At 71.9% G+C, this 17,640-nt stretch carries 14 protein-coding genes; 7 read left to right on the top strand and 7 right to left on the bottom strand.

Going from position 1 to position 17,640, the window contains the following annotated elements; all coding sequences use genetic code 11:
• Nucleotides 1-2 precede the first annotated feature (2 nt).
• The 4 genes from AB0D14_RS13370 to AB0D14_RS13355 all read right to left on the bottom strand — a co-directional run bounded on the left by AB0D14_RS13370 (nucleotide 3) and on the right by AB0D14_RS13355 (nucleotide 4,703).
• On the bottom strand, nucleotides 3-2,438 hold the full coding sequence (locus tag AB0D14_RS13370; RefSeq protein ID WP_362777916.1) for a right-handed parallel beta-helix repeat-containing protein: 2,436 nt from the start codon (nucleotides 2,436-2,438) through the stop codon (nucleotides 3-5).
• Between the two features lie 180 nt (nucleotides 2,439-2,618).
• Complete coding sequence (locus tag AB0D14_RS13365) at nucleotides 2,619-3,224, bottom strand: hypothetical protein (RefSeq protein ID WP_362777914.1); 606 nt, start codon at nucleotides 3,222-3,224, stop codon at nucleotides 2,619-2,621.
• Between the two features lie 158 nt (nucleotides 3,225-3,382).
• Nucleotides 3,383-4,219, bottom strand: a complete 837-nt coding sequence (locus AB0D14_RS13360) for an MOSC N-terminal beta barrel domain-containing protein (RefSeq protein ID WP_362777913.1) — start codon at nucleotides 4,217-4,219, stop codon at nucleotides 3,383-3,385.
• 46 nt (nucleotides 4,220-4,265) lie between these two features.
• On the bottom strand, nucleotides 4,266-4,703 hold the full coding sequence (locus tag AB0D14_RS13355; RefSeq protein WP_362777911.1) for a DUF6643 family protein: 438 nt from the start codon (nucleotides 4,701-4,703) through the stop codon (nucleotides 4,266-4,268).
• Between the two features lie 293 nt (nucleotides 4,704-4,996).
• Between AB0D14_RS13355 and AB0D14_RS13350 the strand changes: the two genes are divergently transcribed.
• Entirely contained in the window at nucleotides 4,997-6,280 is a 1,284-nt protein-coding gene (locus AB0D14_RS13350) for a TerD family protein (RefSeq protein WP_362778185.1), read from the top strand.
• A 34-nt stretch (nucleotides 6,281-6,314) separates the two neighbouring features.
• Here the strand turns inward: AB0D14_RS13350 and AB0D14_RS13345 are convergent, their stop codons facing one another.
• Nucleotides 6,315-7,490: a glycosyltransferase gene (locus AB0D14_RS13345; RefSeq protein WP_362777908.1), complete on the bottom strand. Its 1,176-nt coding sequence runs from the start codon at nucleotides 7,488-7,490 to the stop codon at nucleotides 6,315-6,317.
• A gap of 58 nt (nucleotides 7,491-7,548) precedes the next feature.
• Between AB0D14_RS13345 and AB0D14_RS13340 the strand changes: the two genes are divergently transcribed.
• Both AB0D14_RS13340 and AB0D14_RS13335 read left to right on the top strand, forming a co-directional pair.
• The gene (locus tag AB0D14_RS13340) at nucleotides 7,549-8,334 is read left to right on the top strand and encodes an aspartate/glutamate racemase family protein (RefSeq protein WP_362777906.1); all 786 of its coding nucleotides are present in this window, start codon (nucleotides 7,549-7,551) and stop codon (nucleotides 8,332-8,334) included.
• A 94-nt stretch (nucleotides 8,335-8,428) separates the two neighbouring features.
• Nucleotides 8,429-8,986 (top strand): hypothetical protein, encoded by a 558-nt coding sequence (locus AB0D14_RS13335; RefSeq protein ID WP_362777904.1) that lies wholly within the window; start codon nucleotides 8,429-8,431, stop codon nucleotides 8,984-8,986.
• A 229-nt stretch (nucleotides 8,987-9,215) separates the two neighbouring features.
• Here the strand turns inward: AB0D14_RS13335 and AB0D14_RS13330 are convergent, their stop codons facing one another.
• Nucleotides 9,216-10,295 (bottom strand): O-antigen ligase family protein, encoded by a 1,080-nt coding sequence (locus AB0D14_RS13330; RefSeq protein ID WP_362777901.1) that lies wholly within the window; start codon nucleotides 10,293-10,295, stop codon nucleotides 9,216-9,218.
• Nucleotides 10,296-10,513: 218 nt separating this feature from the next.
• On the opposite strand from AB0D14_RS13330, the gene lnt reads away from it, so the two are divergent.
• The 4 genes from lnt to AB0D14_RS13310 all read left to right on the top strand — a co-directional run bounded on the left by lnt (nucleotide 10,514) and on the right by AB0D14_RS13310 (nucleotide 15,553).
• Nucleotides 10,514-12,127 (top strand): apolipoprotein N-acyltransferase, encoded by a 1,614-nt coding sequence (lnt, locus tag AB0D14_RS13325; protein WP_362777899.1) that lies wholly within the window; start codon nucleotides 10,514-10,516, stop codon nucleotides 12,125-12,127.
• Between the two features lie 98 nt (nucleotides 12,128-12,225).
• On the top strand, nucleotides 12,226-12,699 hold the full coding sequence (locus tag AB0D14_RS13320; protein WP_362777897.1) for an NUDIX domain-containing protein: 474 nt from the start codon (nucleotides 12,226-12,228) through the stop codon (nucleotides 12,697-12,699).
• A 60-nt stretch (nucleotides 12,700-12,759) separates the two neighbouring features.
• Complete coding sequence (locus tag AB0D14_RS13315) at nucleotides 12,760-13,560, top strand: 3-hydroxybutyrate dehydrogenase (RefSeq protein WP_362777894.1); 801 nt, start codon at nucleotides 12,760-12,762, stop codon at nucleotides 13,558-13,560.
• Nucleotides 13,561-13,618: 58 nt separating this feature from the next.
• The gene (locus AB0D14_RS13310; protein WP_362777892.1) at nucleotides 13,619-15,553 is read left to right on the top strand and encodes a GAF domain-containing protein; all 1,935 of its coding nucleotides are present in this window, start codon (nucleotides 13,619-13,621) and stop codon (nucleotides 15,551-15,553) included.
• Between the two features lie 112 nt (nucleotides 15,554-15,665).
• On the opposite strand, the gene AB0D14_RS13305 is transcribed toward AB0D14_RS13310, so the two are convergent.
• Nucleotides 15,666-17,072 carry an MFS transporter gene (locus AB0D14_RS13305; RefSeq protein WP_362777890.1) on the bottom strand — a complete coding sequence of 469 codons (1,407 nt, stop codon included), beginning with the start codon at nucleotides 17,070-17,072 and terminating at the stop codon, nucleotides 15,666-15,668.
• Between the last annotated feature and the right edge of the window lie 568 nt (nucleotides 17,073-17,640).

Raw genomic sequence — 17,640 nt, 5'->3', positions numbered from 1 at the left:
GCTCACGGCAGTTCCGGCAGGTCCTCCGCGTACAGCAGGGTGAGGTCGTCCGTGCTCGGCTCGTCGAACTGGGCGACCCGCCCCGCGTGCCGCTCCACCATCGCCTCGAAGGTCTGCCGGGCGGTACGGCCGTTGCCGAACGCGGGGCCCTTCGGGATCGCCGTGAAGTAGGTGACCAGCGCCTCTGCCGCGCCCGGCGCCAGCCGGTACTCGTGCTCGTCCGCCTGCTGCTCCACGATCCGCAGCAGCTCCTCGGCGCCGTAGTCACTGAAGGTGATGGTCCGTGAGAAGCGGGACGCCACACCGGGGTTGACCGACAGGAAGCGCTCCATCTCGGCCGTGTAGCCCGCGACGATCACGACGACCGCCTCCCGGTGGTCCTCCATGAGCTTCACCAGCGTGTCGATCGCCTCGCGGCCGAAGTCGCGCCCCGAGTCCTCCGGCGAGAGCGCGTACGCCTCGTCGATGAACAGGACACCGCCGCGCGCCTTGTCGAACGCCTCCTGCGTGCGGATGGCCGTGGAACCGATGTGCTCGCCGACCAGGTCGACGCGGGACACCTCGACGAGGTGTCCCTGCTCCAGGACACCGAGCGAGGCCAGGATCTCGCCGTACAGCCGGGCGACCGTCGTCTTGCCGGTGCCGGGGGAGCCGGTGAAGACGAGATGGCGCCGGGCGGAGGCCGCCTTCAGACCTGCCTGCCGGCGACGGCGGCCCACCTCGATCATGTCGGTGAGCGCCCGCACCTCGCGCTTGACGCTGTCCAGGCCCACCAGCAGGTCCAGTTCACCGAGCACCGCCTCCGAGGTGCGCGAGGGCTGCTCCGGCTCGGACGCGGCGACCAACGGCTCCTGCTCGGTGACGCGCTGGCCCGGGATCGCCCCCAGCAGGCCGGAGGACCGGCCGCCGCTCTGCACGGCGGTCTCCACGGCAGGGGGCCGCGCGTGAGCGCTCTCGTCGCTCGTGCAGTCCTCCACCAGAGGGCCCGCGCCGGACGCCTGGTCGCCACTCGCGTCGGCGAACTCGTAACCACCGCGGGCGCACCGCTCCGTACGGCACTTCTTCAGCGTCGCCCGGCAGCCGTCGATCACATGGAAGCCGTATCCGCCACTGCCCGTCACCCGGCAGCCGTGGAAGCTGCCGCGGCCGCCCGCCGACACGTAGAAACCCGCCTCCGCGGGCGAGGTGACGGTGCACCGCTCGATGGTGGGATCGGCGCCCTTGGTGACGATCACACCCGTCTGCGTACCGTCCACCGTGCAGCCCGAAAGCGTTCCACCGCTGCCGTGGTCACGGAACCAGGCGCCGGTCGCGGCGTCCCGGATCCGGCAGTCGTCGAGCTGCGCGGTCGCGCCGTCGCTCACCGACACGGCCGTGTTGCGGACCTGCGAGATGTCACTGTCGACGACGTCGGCGCGCGAGCCGCGGTCGAGCACGAACAGGGCGTCCGGCACGTCGTGCACCCGGCAGGATTCGAGGACGACCGTCGCGCCGTCGCTGACCCACACCGCGGGGTAGTCGCCCGTGCTGTCGTGGATCTCGCACTGGTTGGCGTCCACCCGGGTGCCGGGATCCCAGACCGACAGTCCGTTGCGCCCGAACTGGCGCACGGTGGAACGGGTCATGGTGAGGACCGAACGGGAACGCAGGTCGACCGCGTTCTCCGGGATGTCGTGGATGCGGCAGTCGGCGAGGGTCAGCACGGCGTCCGTGTCGAGCGTGACGCCGTCCGAGGTCGTGCGGTGCACATCGCAGTCCGTGAGGTGCGCCGTGGCCCGCGCGGAGATCTGCACGCCGCTGCCCCGGACCTCGTACACCTCGCAGCCCACCGCTTCGAGGGCGGACTGTTCACCGGTCACCGACAGGCCGGCGCCCGCGGTGTGGTGCACCCGGCAGCGCTCCAGACGCGGATGGGCACCGCCGCGCACCGAGACGCCCGACTGGCCGGCCGCCACGATCTCGCACTCCTCGAACACCCCGCCCCCGCCGTCGAGTACGGAGATGCCGATGCCCGCCGGATTGTCCACCGTGCACCGCCGCACCGTCGGCCGGGCGCCGCCGCGTACCTCGATGCCGGCCGCGGACCGTGTGACGATCCGGATGTCCGTGATCTCCGGCGTGCCCTCCTCGACGAGCAGCGCGGGCGCGGCAGAGTCCTGGCCCTCCACGAGCAGGTCCTGGACCACGGCGGAGGCGCGCACGGTCAGCGGCACTCCGTCGACGGGCGCGATGCGCACGGAACCGGCCGAGCCCTCGGGACCGCGCAGCGTCACCGCCCGCTGGATCACGAGGTTCTCCCGGTAGGTTCCGGCAGCGATGGTGAGTACGTCACCGTCGGCCGCGGCCTCCAGAGCGGCGGCGAGCGATGCGTACTCACCTGTGCGGCGCCGCCACCGCGACGTGCCGGTGTGCGTCACCTGGACCGTGCCCTGTGCCATGGCGCTGCTGTGCCCCCACCTCGTCGTACACGGGTCCTGAGAAGCGGTGTTCCTGATGCCCGGCCGCGTCAACTCGGCTCGCGGGGAACGGGAGACAGCCTCTCACGACGGTGCCGAACACGTCGGCCGCTCCACCGTAGCGTGTGCGGAGCCGCGAGGTTGACCGGAGCCAGGAGGCTGTCAGCTGCCCGTGCCCGTCCTGCCCCAGTCCGGCCCGGCCCGGGACCAGGCCTGGTCCCAGTGGTCGTACCTGCGCCGCACCATGCGCCAGACCACCAGGCGCCGGGTGCCCTCGACGATGCCCGCGCACGCGGCGGCCGTGCCGAAGCCGGCCAGGACGGCGTGCGTCGCCGCGGTCGCGGTGTCCAGCGGCCGGCCCACTATTCGGCCGCGCTCGTCCGTCCACACCGTGAAGTGGTCGCCGCGCCGCGGGGATTCGAGGGCCGCCATGGCCGTGCCGCGCTGGGCGGTGCCGTCCGGAGCGGTCCAGTGGGCGAGCACCCGGCTGTGTGAGTCCCGCCCGGTGGCCGTCTCGGGGTCGGGGTCGAGCGGAGTGCGGTCAGCTCGCCCGACGACGGTCGCGACCACCGGATGGCGGTTCTCGCGCTGCTCCAGCACGGACTGCTGGAGGGCGTCCTCGGCGAGTCCGCCGACCAGGAGGCCCGCCAGGGGCGCGGCCACGAGGATCAGCAGAAGCGCTCCCAGGGCCAGCCACGCCTCGGTGAGATCCGTCGTGCGCCGGAGCGGGTTGTACCGCCAACGCCAGAGTCCCCTGATTGCCCGCACCGCTGCACCCCCTTCCGCGTCCGTGATAACCCCGACCGGAGCCGTTCACGCGCGGGGCCGGGCAGGAGAGAGCGAAATCACCTCTCCTGCCGGTCTCTCATGAACTTCTCACACAGGCTCAACGGCCGTGCCCGGCGTCCGTGTTCCCGGGCGGGGGCCTATTCCAGGATCCTCACCGGGTCGCCCACGCGGACCGTGCCGGAGGACTCCGGTACGAGATTCTGCCCGAAGACCAGCTTGTCGCCGAAACGGCGATGGCGTGCGAGGGTACGCAGCGGCTCCCTGCCCCGCTCGGCCGTCGTCTGGTCGGTGGTGGTCACGACACAGCGGCCGCACATCTTGGCGACGCGGAGGACGACCTCCCCGACGGTGATCCGGGACCAGCCGTCCTCGGCCCAGGCGGCGGTCCCCCCGACCACCAGGTTCGGCCGGAAGCGGTTCATGGGCAGAGGGCCCTCTTCGGGCCGGTCGCCCTGTGCGATCAGCGCGTTCAAGGCGTCCAGCGAGGCGAGCGCGGTGAGCAGCAGAGGGTAGCCGTCGGCGAAACTGACGGTCTCGCCGGGCCGCGCGAACCGGGGGTCGATGGGCCTGCGCGTGGCCGGGGCGTCGAGATGCACGAGCCGTACGGCCGCGTCGAGGTAGTCGCTGAACCAGGCGGCCGCCGCGGCCCCGGCGGGGACCGCCTCCACCTTGTCGTTCCAGATCTCCACCGTTGTGGTGCCGCCCGGTTCGGGCACGGGGACGGTCAGTGGCACACGGCCGGGCGCGGACAACAGGACCGCTCCGGCGGCTGTCTGCTCGGCTGCCTGTTCGACGGAGACCAACGCCAAGCGCGGTTGCTGGCGTTGCGTGACGACCCTGGCCTTCTCGTCGACCAGCATCCAGCGCCGGTCGCCCGCCAGACCCCACGGCTCCACGACGGCCTCGCGCGGGGCGCGCCCCGCGGCCGCCTTCAGCGGGTGGACGTGGATCGAGTGCAGTACCGGCTTCGACATGAGGTCATCCTGCCGGAGAGCACGGACAACCTCCGCCGAATCGCCCTCAGTAGCCGCGGTACTGCTGGTTGTTGTACGGGTCCTGGTACGACGCCGGGGCGGGCCGCGGTGCCGCGGGGCGCATGGCCTCGTAGCCCGTGCCGCCGGTCATCGGACGCTGCGGCTGCGGAGCCTGGGGGCCGGGGTAGCTGCGCGGCCCACCGCTCTGCTGCGGGATGTACGGCGCGGCGGCCTGCTGCAACGGAGCGGGTTGCTGGGCCTGCGGGTAGCCGTACGCCTGAGCCTGCTGAGAAGGCGCGGCGGGCAGAGCGGGCAGCGCCGACGGAAGCGCGGGCAGGTTGCCGCCCGTGTCGTAAGCCGCGGGGACCCGGATCGGAGCGATCTGCGGGGTGCCCCGCTCGGCCACGAGAGAGTCGTAGATCGGAGTGTCCGGGAAGGAGGCGGAATAGTAACCACCGCCATAGGTGGAGCGGGGGGAGGTCATGGCACATAAGTTAAGCCCACGATGTGCTGGTTGGGGAGACCGATAAGAGGGTTGTTTTCCGTGTCGGCCGTGACGCGGGACCCCCAATGCGGGTGAATATATCGAAAAGGGGCACCGGGCGGGGTCCGGATCGGGTAAAAGCCGAGTTCCGGGTGGGTTACCGGCGGGTTGGCCGACGATCTCCCGTGCGCGGTCGTGGGCGTTGGCCGCCCGGGGGATTAGGTTGGCGCAGAGCGACCGAACGTGACGAGGCGCGGTCTTCGTGGAGACACCCGATGGGGGCGGACATGTCAATGTCTAAAGGTTCGAACGTTCCGGTGCCGACGACGGGTCTGCGCGTCGAGCTGGGCTGGCGGGCCGGCACCGGAGTACCCGACGCGGACGCCTCGGCGCTGCTGCTGGCCGCCGGGAAGGTTCGCTCCGACAGGGACTTCGTGTTCTACAACCAGCCCGCGCACTCCTCCGGCGCGGTACGCCACGAGGGCAAGCGCAACGCCGGCGGTCAGGTGAGCGACACCCTGTTCGTCGACCTCGCGCGCGTGGAGCCCGCGGTCGAGACGGTGGTGCTGGCCGCCTCCACGGACGGCGGCACGTTCGGACAGATCCCCGGGCTCTACATCCGGGTCCTCGACGCCCAGCAGGGCACGGAGGTCGCGCGCTTCGACAGCGAGGGCGCGGGTGTCGAGACCGCGTTCGTGCTCGGCGAGTTCTACCGCAGACAGGGCGCCTGGAAGTTCCGTGCCGTCGGGCAGGGCTACGACAGCGGGCTCCTGGGACTGGCCACGGACTTCGGGATCACGGTCGACGAGCCCCAGCAGGCGGCCCCGCCCGCCCCCATGGCCCCGCCCCCGGCCGCCGCGGCCCCGCCTGCCGCTGTAGCCCCGCCGATGACGCCGCCGCCCGCCCCTCCGGTACCGCCCGCCCAGCCCACGGCTCCCGTCCGCCTGACCAAGGTCACCCTCACGAAGGACGCGCCGTCCGTCTCGCTGACCAAGCAGGGCGGCACCTCCGGCGCGATGCGCGTGAACCTCAACTGGACGGTCCGCAAGCAGTTCTCCGGATGGCAGGCCAAGCTGGGCCGGGCGATCGCCATGCACGCCGACCTCGACCTCGACCTGTGTGCCCTCTACGAACTCTCGGACGGGAGCAAGGGCGTCGTCCAGGCTCTGGGCAACGCCTTCGGAGCACTGCACCAGCCCCCGTTCATCCTGCTCGACGGCGACGACCGCACCGGCGCGGTGTCGAGCGGCGAGAACCTCAGCGTCAACCTCGACCACCTCCGGGACTTCCGCCGCATCCTCATCTTCGTGACCATCTACGAAGGGGCGCGTTCCTTCGCCGACCTCGACGCCTCCGTGACCCTCCAGCCGCTGCACGGCGCGCCCGTCGACTTCTCGCTCGGCGAGTGCACCGTGCCCTCCACGGTGTGCGCGCTCGCCCTCATCACCAACACCGGAAACGACCTCGTCGTCCAGCGCGAGGCGCGCTTCCTCGTCCCCGACCGGGGCGTGAGCCCGCAGCGCACCGTGGACTACACCTACGGGTGGGGCATGAACTGGACCCCGGGCAGGAAGTGAGCCGGCCGGACGGGCCCGCGTTGCGCCGGAGGGCTCACGGTTGCTCGGGCGCCGCGTCCGGGCGGGTGTAGGTGCGGCCCTTCCAGGCCGCGCCGCGCCCCCTGTAGTGCTGCACCGCGGAATCCACCGTCATGAAGAGGTACAGCAGGGCGGTGACCGGCAGCAGCGGCGCGAGCAGGAGTGGCTGCCGGTAGTGGCGCAGCATCGGCAGATACGTCGCCGTCATCAGCAACCACGCCGACCCTCCGGCGACCGCCGCCGCGCGCTCACCCGCCGCGAGCCCCACGACGAGGGCCACCGGGGGCACCAGGTACACCGCGGCGAGTCCGGCCACGGTGCCGGCCAGCACCAGCGGGTTGTGCCGCAACTGGGCGTACGCGCTGCGCGAGACCATCCGCCACAGATCATGCAGCCGCGGATAGGGGCGCACACTGTCGACGTGGTCGGCGAGGCCGAGCCAGATGTGCCCTCCGGAGCCCTTCACGGCCCTGGCCATCGCCACGTCGTCGATGACGGCCTGCCGGATGGCGTCCGGAATCCGGGCCCGCTCGGCGGCGGTGGTCCGCAGCAGGACGCAGCCGCCCGCCGCGGCGGCGGTCCGCGACCGCTTCCGGGCGATCCACCGGAACGGATACAGCTGCGCGAAGAAGTACACGAACGCGGGCACCACGAGCCGCTCCCAGACGCTCTCCACGCGCAGCCGGGCCATCTGGGAGACGAGGTCGAAGTCCCCGGTCACGGCCGAGGCCACCAACTCCCGCAGACTGTCCGGCGCGTGGGCGATGTCCGCGTCCGTGAGCAGCAGGTATTCGGGTTCACGCGCGCGTGCCAGGTCGATGCCATGACGCACGGCCCAGAGCTTGCCGGTCCAGCCCGTGGGCGGCTCCCCGGGCGAGCCGACGGTCAGCGGCAGCCCGCCGTGCCGCCGCCCCAGCTCACGGGCCAGCTCCCCGGTGCCGTCCGCACTTCCGTCGTCGACGAGGAAGATCTCGGCCCGCCCCGGATAGTCCTGCGCGAGGAGCGACGGCAGGCTCTCGGGCAGGACGGCGGCCTCGTCGCGAGCCGGTACGACCACACACACGGACGGCCAGCTGTCCGGGGCGTGGCGCGGCGGCAGCCGGACGTCCGTACGCCAGAAGAAACCCTGGCCCAGAAGGAGCCACAACCAGGCGGCCAGCGATCCGACAGCGGTCCACACAAGGGCGCTCACCCGCCGCAGTCTGCCCCACCACGGCGGTCCGTCGAGGCGGATCGACTATGGTGACCGGGTGAAGATCGCGCTCATGGACTCCGGAATCGGACTGCTCGCGGCGGCCGCCGCGGTACGTCGACTGCGCCCCGACGCGGAGCTCGTTCTCTCCTCGGACCCAGGCAGCATGCCATGGGGACGCTTTACACCACAGGACGTGACCGCCCTCGCCCTCGCCGTCGCGGAGGCGGCCGCCGCGCACCGGCCCGACGCCCTGATCGTCGCCTGCAACACCGCTTCCGTGCACGCCCTGCCCGCGCTGCGCGCCCGCCTGGAGCCCGAGGTGCCCGTCATCGGCACCGTCCCGGCGATCAAACCGGCCGCGGCAGGCGGCGGACCCGTCGCGATCTGGGCCACGCCCGCCACCACCGGCAGCCCCTACCAGCGGGGGCTCATCCGGGAGTTCGCCGACGGAGTGACCGTCACCGAGGTGCCCTGCCCGGGACTGGCGGACGCCGTCGAGCACGCCGACCAGGCGGCCGTCGACGCCGCGATCGCCGCGGCAGCGGCGCGCACCCCCGAGGATGTAGGGGCCGTCGTCCTGGGCTGCACCCATTACGAACTGGTCGCCGAGCGCATCCGCGCGGCCGTCCGGCGGACCGGCGCGGCGCCCCTCGTCCTGCACGGCTCCGCAGGCGCCGTGGCTGCCCAGGCGCTGCGCCGGATCGGCGAGATGCCCGATCCGCAAGCGCCCGACCAGGGCACTCTCACGGTGCTGCTCGGCGGACGCGAGGGCGTACTGCCCGCGACCGCGCTGACGTACGACGAGGGCAGACTGCTCCAGGCGGTCAGTCCCGCGCGCTGAGGCCGCTCGCTCAGCGGAAGTTTCGCGTCCGCCCGGGACAACGACGGTTCGCGACCAGGTGCCCGCTCTGCGGAACATGAGTAGGCTCATTGGCATGACGGACCACCCCCACGGCGAACAGGGTGCTGCCGACGCCCCGCATACCGAGGTCTGGCACGGGCGCGCCTCCAACCGTATGCAGTGGCTGCTCGCGAGCATCGGTGCCGCCTGCCTGGCCCTGGGCATCCAGCTGGCCGTCGACTCGACCTGGACGTCGGGCATCGCGGCCCTCGCCATGTCCGTGGTCGGCTGTATCGCCGCAGGGCTTCTGGTTCTCTTCGGCACCCTCGCGTTCGTACATGTCGCGGTGAAGGTCGACAAGGAGTGCCTCGAAGTGCGCTGCGGCCACATGGGCGTCCCGCGCCGCCGTATCCCGCTGTCGCACATCACGGGCGCCGACTTCGCGCCCCGGGTCACCCCGCGGCAGTGGGGCGGCTGGGGCTATCGCTGGCGGCCCGACCAGGGGACCGCCGTGGTCGTGCGACGGGGCGAGGGCCTGGTGCTCCTTCTGGGCGACGGACACACGTTCACGATCACCGTGGACAACGCGGAGGCGGCCGTACGGGTGATCCGTGACCGGCTGAGGGCCGCCGCCACGGGCCGGACCCGCTGACACCCTGGGCATCGCAGAGCGCCCGGGCCCGGCGACGCAGGACCGTGGTCGGCTTCGCCGCGGGGCCGGACCGGGGCGGTTCCGCCGTGGTGCCGGACAGGGCTGGTTCCGCCGTGGTGCCGGGCCGGGTGGTCTCGCCGTGACGCAGACCGCGCTCGCCTTCAGCCGCGCTCGCCTTCAGCCGTGGGCGGCGCAGGACCGCACTCGCGCGCAGGACCGGCGCTCGGCCTCACCGTTCCAGTGGGTCGCTGCGGGCCTGTCCACCGGGATCCACCGTGTCCTGCGCCGGTTCCGGTTCGGCCGACGCGGGACGTGCTGTGGCCAGGCCCGCGAGCAGACCCGCGCCGGCCGTGACCGTCGTGAAACTCAGCGCGTTGCCGACCGCGCTGATCGCGGCCAGTGCCGTCAACGCGGCGCCCGCGGTGAGTACGACTGGGGTAGGGCGCGGCGACTTCCACAGTGCGTACAGGACCCAGCAGAACACCGCGGCCAGCAGGACGACGCCCAGGATGCCCTGCTCGGCGGCCTGCTGGAACGGAGCCGAGTGGGGTTTGCCGTCGGGCGGCAGCGTCTGCGTGGCTGTCGGACTCAGCTCCGCGAAGCGTCCGGGGCCCGTGCCGAGCCCTGGTTCCCGGCCCGCCATGTCGAGCGCGTCGTGCCACAGCAGTACCCGGTGCTGGGTTAGCTGCCCCTCCAGGGACGTGGTCAGACCGTCCGGCAGGGCGTCCTCGGCGATCGCCCAGGTCGCCCCGGTGACCAGCGCCACGGCGAGAACGAGACCGCCGAGCCCCACGGGCCGGCGGTGCATACGGTCCGCGGCGAGTGAGCAGAGCAGCACTCCCAGACAGGCCACGAAACCCGACGTGGATCCCAGGACGGCCGCGGTGACCGCGATACCGGCGGCCAGCAGGCGCAGGCCGAGCCGTAGTCCCGGAGGGCGGGCCGCCCAGGCAGCACAGCACGCGGCCCCCGCGGCGAGGGTGAGCAGCGCCGCGGTCGCGCCGGTCTGCCCGAGCGGCGAGGTCGCCTGGCTGCCAGGATTGATGTGCGGGGCCGCCACGGCCAGACCGAGTCCGGTGAGCGCGCCCGCGCCGGGCGCGGCGACCGGCAGCAGTTCGCCGCAGATTCGTCCCGAGGCATAGCCGGCGGCGACGGCGAGCACCGCGAGCAGGACCCCTTCGGGCCGGCCGCCGTGTGCCGCGGCCGTGATCAGAGACCAGGCGGCGCAGGCTCCGAGCGTTATGACACCCGCCGCGTCCGCTGCGCTGCGTCTCTCGTGCGCCGACGCCGGACCGGCCGCCGAAGTCATCCCCGTGGACCCCACCCCGACGCCCCCCGACCTGTGACGGGCCCCGACCGCCCGGCCGGAAACGGCCTGTACGGCGGAGGCTTCGGCACACCGTAACGGGTGATGCGCCGGTTTGTGGACGAGTTGGGCAGAAACGATGCGGCAAGGGAGGGGAAGCGCCCGGTCAGGCGCCGGGGCCGCGCTGTCGGAGGCTCGGTCACGCGCCGTACACTCCCCGAGTGACCGTCACAGCGACCTCCGTAGACGAGCCGGAACAGCTCGAACCGCAGGACCGGCCCCTTTCGCGAGTGGCTCACCTGGCGCGACGGCTCGTTCCGGCCGCCGCCGCGGCACTCTCCGGAGTGCTGCTGTACGTCAGTTTTCCGCCGCGCACCCTGTGGTGGCTGGCGGTGCCGGCCTTCGCGGTCTTCGGCTGGTGTCTGCGCGGCCGCAGCCGGAAGGCGGCCTTCGGTCTCGGCTACCTCTTCGGCCTCGGCTTCCTGCTGCCGCTGCTCGTGTGGACCGGCGTGGAGGTCGGCCCCGGCCCTTGGCTGGCACTCGTCATCATCGAGGCGGTGTACGTCGGGCTCGTCGGTGTCGGCATCGCGACCGTGTCGAAGCTGCCCGGCCGGCCGGTGTGGGCGGCCGCCCTGTGGATCGCCGGTGAGGCGGCACGCGCGCGTGCGCCGTTCGGCGGCTTCCCCTGGGGCAAGATCGCCTTCGGCCAGGCGGACGGGGTCTTCCTGCCGCTCGCGGCGGTGGGCGGCACCCCCGTGCTCGGGTTCGCGGTCGTCCTGTGCGGCTTCGGCCTGTACGAAACCGTCCGGCTGGGCCTCGAAGCGCGGCGCACCCGGGCAGTACACCGGGGGGCCGCCGCGGTGGCCCTGCTCAGTCTTGTGCTCCCCGTGATCGGCGCCTTCGCCGCACGCCCCCTGGTCAGCGACCGGGCCGAGGACGGCACCGCGACCGTCGCCGTCATCCAGGGCAACGTGCCGCGCGCGGGACTCGACTTCAACTCCCAGCGCCGCGCCGTCCTCGACCACCACGCGCGGGAGACCGAACGCCTCGCCGCGCAGATCAAGGCGGGCAAGGTCGACCGGCCCGACTTCGTGCTGTGGCCGGAGAACTCCTCCGACATCGACCCGTTCCGCAACCCCGACGCCTACGCCGTGATCGACAAGGCCGCCAGGGCGATCGGCGCGCCCATCTCGGTCGGCGGCGTCGTGGAGAAGAACGGCAGGCTCTACAACGAGCAGATCCTGTGGGACCCGGCGAAGGGCCCCGGCGCCACCTACGACAAACGGCAGGTCCAGCCGTTCGGCGAGTACCTCCCGATGCGCTCGCTCATCGGCGCCATCAACGACAACTGGACGTCCATGGTCCGCCAGGACTTCAGCCGGGGCGACAAGCCGGGCGTGTTCACCATGGCGGGCACCGAGGTCGGCCTCGCCACCTGCTACGAGGCCGCCTTCGACTGGGCCGTGCGCGACACCGTCACGCACGGCGCCCAGATGATCTCCGTACCGAGCAACAACGCCACGTTCGACCGCAGCGAGATGACCTACCAGCAGCTCGCCATGTCCCGTATCCGTGCCGTCGAGCACAGCCGTACCGTCACCGTCCCGGTGACCAGCGGCGTCAGCGCCGTGATCATGCCGGACGGGAGGATCACCCAACGGACCGGCATGTTCGTGGCGGACTCACTCGTCCAGAAGGTGCCGCTGCGTTCCTCCGAGACCCCCGCCACCAGCCTCGGGATCGCGCCCGAGATGGTGCTGGTCCTGATCGCGGCGGGCGGGCTCGGCTGGGCGGTGACGTCTGCGGTGCGCGGGCGACGCGCCGGCGACCTGTAGGCGTCACCGGCTGTAGCCGTACGCCCGTTGCAGCTGATGCCGGGCGGGCGTGTTCGGAACGCGGCGGGGTGACGGTACTGGCCCGTTAGGGTCGGTCCATGGCTACTCCTGACTTCATCCGTACGATCCGGGCCACCGCCGGCCAGCAGCTGCTCTGGCTTCCCGGAGTCACCGCCATCGTCTTCGACGACGAGGACAGAGTCCTGCTCGGGCGCCGGGTCGACACCGGCAAGTGGGCCGTCATCGGCGGAATGTCGGAACCGGGGGAGCAGCCCGCGGCCTGCGCCGTCCGGGAGGTCCACGAGGAGACGGGCGTGCGGTGTGTCGCCGAGCGCGTCGTGCTCGTACAGGCGCTGAAGCCGATCACGTATCCCAACGGGGACGTCTGCCAGTTCATGGACATCACCATCCGGTGCCGGGCCGTCGGCGGCGAGGCCAGGGTCAACGACGACGAATCGCTGGAGGTCGGCTGGTTCGCCGTGGACGCGCTGCCGGCACTGGACGAGTACGGGCGGTTCCGGATCAAGCAGGCGCTGTCAGACGAGCCCACGTGGTTCGACCCCATGACATGAGGTCGAAGTGTGGGTGGTGACCACATCGGTCGGGTCGGGACAACTCCCTAGGGTCGGACCATGACCGCGCGCAGCGTCCTCGCAGGCCCCCACGCCCCGTCCCTCGACCTCGGCGGCCGTACCGCCCTCGTCACCGGCGCCGCAGGCGGTATCGGCCGCGCGTGCGCGCTGCGGCTCGCCGCAGCCGGGGCGAAGGTGCGAGCGGTCGACCGGCAGGCCCAGGGACTGGAGACACTCACCGAACAGGCCCGGGGCCTCGCGGGTACCGTCGAGCCGCACGTCCTCGACCTCACCGACCTGGACGCGGCGGAATCCGCCGCGGCGGGCACCGACATCCTCGTCAACAACGCCGGACTGCAACTGGTGCGGCCCATCGAGGAGTTCCCTCCCGACACCTTCCACACCGTACTGACCGTGATGCTGGAGGCCCCGTTCCGGCTCATCCGCGGGGCACTGCCGCACATGTACGGGCAGGGGTGGGGCCGCATCGTCAATGTGTCCTCCGTCCATGGGCTCCGAGCCTCTGCCTTCAAGTCGGCCTATGTGGCGGCGAAACACGGACTGGAGGGTCTCTCCAAGACCGCGGCACTGGAAGGCGCCCCCCATGGAGTCACCTCGAACTGTGTGAACCCCGCCTATGTGCGTACGCCCCTGGTCGAGAAGCAGCTCGCCGACCAGGCGGCCGCGCACGGCATACCGCGCGAGCGGGTGCTGACCGAAGTCCTGTTGCAGGACAGCGCGGTCAAGCGCCTCATCGAACCCGAGGAGGTCGCCGAAGCGGTGGCGTATCTGTGCGGCCCGGCCGCGTCCTTCGTCACCGGGACCTCACTGGTGCTCGACGGCGGTTGGACCGCACACTGAGCGCGAGTTTTCCACAGGGCTGGTCAGGCTGTCGGTGCGACGGGTAATCCTGGTGGACATGTCTCGCGATCAATTGCAATCGGCCGGGCACTCCGAAGGGAGCGCTGAAGCGCCGTTCCTGGAACTGCTGGCCAGGGGCGCGTCCGCCGACGCGTACGAGCAGCCTGTGCTGCTCGCCCGCGCGGACGGCCAGGCGCCCGGCCGGATCGCCGTTCTGGAGCACGCCAAACTGCTCGCCCTGCGCGTGCGCTCCGAGATGGAGGGGCGCCGCAGACGCGAGGCCGAACTGTCCGCGCTCTTCGAGACGGCCCACGATCTGGCCGGCCTGCGCGACCTCGACGCCGTGCTCCAGGCGATCGTGCAGCGCGCCCGCTCGCTGCTGAGCACGGACGTCGCCTACCTCAGCCTGAACGACCCGGCCAAGGGCGACACGTACATGCGGGTCACGGAGGGCTCGGTGGCGGCGCGCTTCCAGCAGCTGAGGCTGGGCATGGGAGAGGGGCTCGGCGGGCTCGTCGCACAGACGGCCCGCCCCTACGTCACCGACGACTACTTCCGGGACGACCGTTTCCGGCACACCCTGACGATCGACGCGGGGGTACGGGACGAGGGGCTGGTGGCGATCCTGGGCGTGCCCCTCATGCTCGGCCCGCACGTCATCGGGGTGCTCTTCGCCGCCGACCGGCGTGCGCGTGTCTTCGAACGGGAGGAGATCGCGCTGCTCGGCTCGTTCGCCGCCCTGGCGGCCGCCGCCATCGACGCCGCGAACCTGCTCACCGAGACCCGGGAGGCGCTGGCGGACCTGGAGCGGGCCAACGAGATCATCCGGGACCGCAGCGGGGTGATCGAGCGCGCCTCGGACGTCCACGACCGGCTGGCCGAACTCGTTCTGCGGGGCGGCGGGGTCCACGACGTCTCCGCCGCGGTCTCCCAGGTCCTCGACAGCACCGTGCGCTTCGCCGACGCGGAGGCCGCCCCCGGTGACGCTCTTGAGGTGTCACGAGCCGAAGGGCATGCCGTCCGCCACGGGGGCGACTGGGTCGCGGCCGTCGCCGCCGGCGGCGAACTGCTCGGCGCACTGGTGCTGCGCGGCCACCCACGACTCGACCCCGTCGACCAGCGCACACTGGAGCGGGCCGCCATGGTCACCTCGCTGCTGCTGCTCGCCCGTCGTTCGGCCGCCGAGGCCGAACAGCGCGTGCGAGGCGAGCTGTTGGACGACCTGCTCGACGCCCGCGACCGGGATCCCCGGCTGCTGCGCGAGCGCGCGACCCGGCTCGACGCAGACCTCGACGCCGTCCACGTGGTGCTGGCCGCCCGTCTGGACACCACGGCCGCGGACGCCGACCAGGAGGCCGCCGCCCGGCGCAGGCTGTGGTCCGCGGCGTCCCACCTCGCCGCCACCCGGCACGGACTTGCCGCGGCGCGCGACGGCGGCACCGTCCTGCTGCTGCCTCTGGGGCCCGGCGACACCGCGACGGACCTGGCCCGCCGCACGGCGAGAGACCTGGGTACGGCGGTTCACGAGGCGGTCACCGTCGGCGCCTCCGCGCCCGTGCGGGAACTGGCCGTCCGTCCGGAGAGCGTGGCCGAGGCCTACGCCGAGGGGCAGCGCTGCCTCGACGCGCTGCGGCTCCTGGACCGCCCGGGCGACGGAGCCGCGGCCGAGGACTTCGGGTTCCTGGGGCTGCTGCTGGCCGGGAGCAGGGACATCCCCGGCTTCGTCGAGCGCACCATCGGCCAGGTCGTCACGTACGACGAGAAGCGCGGCACCGATCTTCTGAGCACCCTCGACGCGTACTTCGCCTGCGGGATGAGCCCGGCGCGTACCAAGGACGAACTGCACGTCCATGTCAACACGGTCGCGCAGCGCCTGGAACGGGTGGGCCGGCTGCTCGGAGCCGAGTGGCAGAGCCCGGCCCGCGCGCTGGAGATCCAACTGGCCTTGCGGCTGCACCGGTTGTCGTCGATGGCGCCACAGGGCCGGCACTGACCCCCGCGACTGCCCCCCCCGCACGCACGAAGGCGAGGGGGGCGAGGGGGCGGGCGAGAGGGCCGGCTCGCTGTACGACGTTTCAGACGGGTCCAGGCGGGTCCAGACCCGTTCAGACGGTACGGGCATCCGCGGGGTGGGCCGAATCCTTCGCGGCCTCCGTGTCGGACATCTTGCCGGCGGCCTCCGCGTCCACGTCCGCGAGGTCGCGGTGCCGGGTCTCCTTCGCCACGCCGACGGCGACCAGCGTCAGCACGGACGCCCCGATCACGTACAGGGCGATCGGGGTCGAGCTGTCGTAGTCCGCCAGCAACGCGGTCGCGATGAGGGGCGCGGGCGCGCCCGCCGCGACCGATGAGAACTGCGCGCCGATCGAGGCCCCGGAGTAGCGCATACGGGTCGCGAACATCTCGGAGAAGAACGCGGCCTGCGGTGCGTACATGGCTCCGTGCAGGACCAGGCCCACGGTCACGGCGAGGATCAGGTTCCCGAAGCTCCCGGTGTCGATGAGCGCGAAGAACGGGAACATCCACAGACCGATGCCGGCCGCACCCAGCAGATACACCGGCCGGCGGCCCACACGGTCGGACAGGGCACCCCACGCCGGGATCGCGGCGAAATGCACCGCGGACGCGATGAGTACGGCGTTCAGCGCGGTCTGCTTGGACAGGCCGGTCGACGTGGTGGCGTACACGAGGATGAAGGCGGTGATCACGTAGTAGCTGATGTTCTCCGCCATGCGCGCGCCCATCGCGATCAAGACGTCCCGCCAGTGGTACCGCAGCACGGAAACCAGAGGCAGCTTCTCGGCGGGCGCGTTCTGGACCGACCTGCGCGCCTCGGCCTGGGCCAGGGCGGCCTTGAACACGGGCGATTCATCGACAGACAGACGAATCCACAAACCGACGATCACCAGGACCCCCGACAGCAGGAAGGGAATGCGCCAGCCCCACGCCGTGAACGCGGAGTCGGAGAGCACGGCGGTCAGCAGCGACAGCACACCCGTCGCCAGCAGCTGCCCGGCGGGTGCTCCGGTCTGGGGCCACGAGGCCCAGAACCCGCGTCGTCGCGCGTCCCCGTGCTCCGACACCAGCAGGACGGCGCCGCCCCACTCCCCGCCCAGGGCGAAGCCCTGCACCAGGCGCAGCACGGTCAGCAGCACGGGGGCCGCCGTACCGATGGACGCGTGCGTGGGCAGCAAGCCGATCGAGAAGGTCGCCCCGCCCATCAACAGCAGGCTCAGGACCAGGAGTTTCTTGCGCCCGAGCCGGTCGCCGTAATGCCCGAAGACCAGCGCCCCGAGCGGCCGGGCCGCGAACCCCACCGCGTACGTCAGAAAGGACAGCAGAGTGCCGACGATCGGGTCGGAGCCGGGGAAGAACAGCTTGTTGAAGACGAGCGCGGCGGCGGATCCGTAGAGGAAGAAGTCGTACCACTCGATAGTCGTGCCGATGAGGCTGGCGGCGACGATGCGCTTGAGGCTGGCGGGTGGTGGGGGAGCGGTCGCGGGGGAGGACATCGGCACCACTTCCAAGCGGTTGGCGGGGACGTTTTCGTGTCGCCATACCGTAGGAATCCCCAGGTCAGCGGCACATGTGGTGGGACACCATAGTTTCGCGTGCTGAGGTGCGTGCGGCCACCATGAGGGCGTCGCCCCAGCGCTCTACGAGCGCCCCGATCGAGCTCGGGAGGGCACTGTCCGAGTTGCAGTGTTCGGGCATGAGGGGACGTGGTCGGACGAGGGGGCGTATCCGTGGTTATTTGTCCTGGAAGGGACCAGCTGCCCCTGTGGCATGCCGCATTGGGTGGCTGTGTGTCGTTGACCTGTGCAGTTGGCCTTTCGGCTGCCCCCCCGCGTCCGCGGGGGTGAACCGTCGAGTGCGTGCTCCCACTCGTAGGTGATGCAGTGGTTCCCGCCGACGCGGGGGTGAACCGATCGCGTATCAGATTCAGACAGAAGAGGGTCCGTGGTCCCTGCCGACTTGGGGGTGAACTGAACCCGACCACCGGCACGACCATGTGGTCCCCGCCAGCGTGTGGGGATGAATCGGTTTATCTCTGCTCTCGCGGAGAGCTGGATCTGGACT

The organism is Streptomyces sp. NPDC048484 (assembly GCF_040651415.1).
Taxonomy (GTDB): domain Bacteria; phylum Actinomycetota; class Actinomycetes; order Streptomycetales; family Streptomycetaceae; genus Streptomyces.
Note: the sequence above shows the minus strand (reverse complement) of the source record. Positions and strands in the feature narration are given on the sequence as shown.

Excerpts from the sequence above, each read along its gene's own strand:
- AB0D14_RS13330 (WP_362777901.1), bottom strand. The coding sequence starts at position 10,295 with ATGACTTCGGCGGCCGGTCCGGCGTCGGCGCACGAGAGACGCAGCGCA.
- AB0D14_RS13320 (WP_362777897.1), top strand. The coding sequence starts at position 12,226 with ATGGCTACTCCTGACTTCATCCGTACGATCCGGGCCACCGCCGGCCAG.
- AB0D14_RS13360 (WP_362777913.1), bottom strand. The coding sequence starts at position 4,219 with ATGTCGAAGCCGGTACTGCACTCGATCCACGTCCACCCGCTGAAGGCG.
- AB0D14_RS13350 (WP_362778185.1), top strand. The coding sequence starts at position 4,997 with ATGTCTAAAGGTTCGAACGTTCCGGTGCCGACGACGGGTCTGCGCGTC.
- AB0D14_RS13315 (WP_362777894.1), top strand. The coding sequence starts at position 12,760 with ATGACCGCGCGCAGCGTCCTCGCAGGCCCCCACGCCCCGTCCCTCGAC.
- AB0D14_RS13310 (WP_362777892.1), top strand. The coding sequence starts at position 13,619 with ATGTCTCGCGATCAATTGCAATCGGCCGGGCACTCCGAAGGGAGCGCT.
- AB0D14_RS13370 (WP_362777916.1), bottom strand. The coding sequence starts at position 2,438 with ATGGCACAGGGCACGGTCCAGGTGACGCACACCGGCACGTCGCGGTGG.
- AB0D14_RS13305 (WP_362777890.1), bottom strand. The coding sequence starts at position 17,072 with ATGTCCTCCCCCGCGACCGCTCCCCCACCACCCGCCAGCCTCAAGCGC.
- AB0D14_RS13355 (WP_362777911.1), bottom strand. The coding sequence starts at position 4,703 with ATGACCTCCCCCCGCTCCACCTATGGCGGTGGTTACTATTCCGCCTCC.
- AB0D14_RS13335 (WP_362777904.1), top strand. The coding sequence starts at position 8,429 with ATGACGGACCACCCCCACGGCGAACAGGGTGCTGCCGACGCCCCGCAT.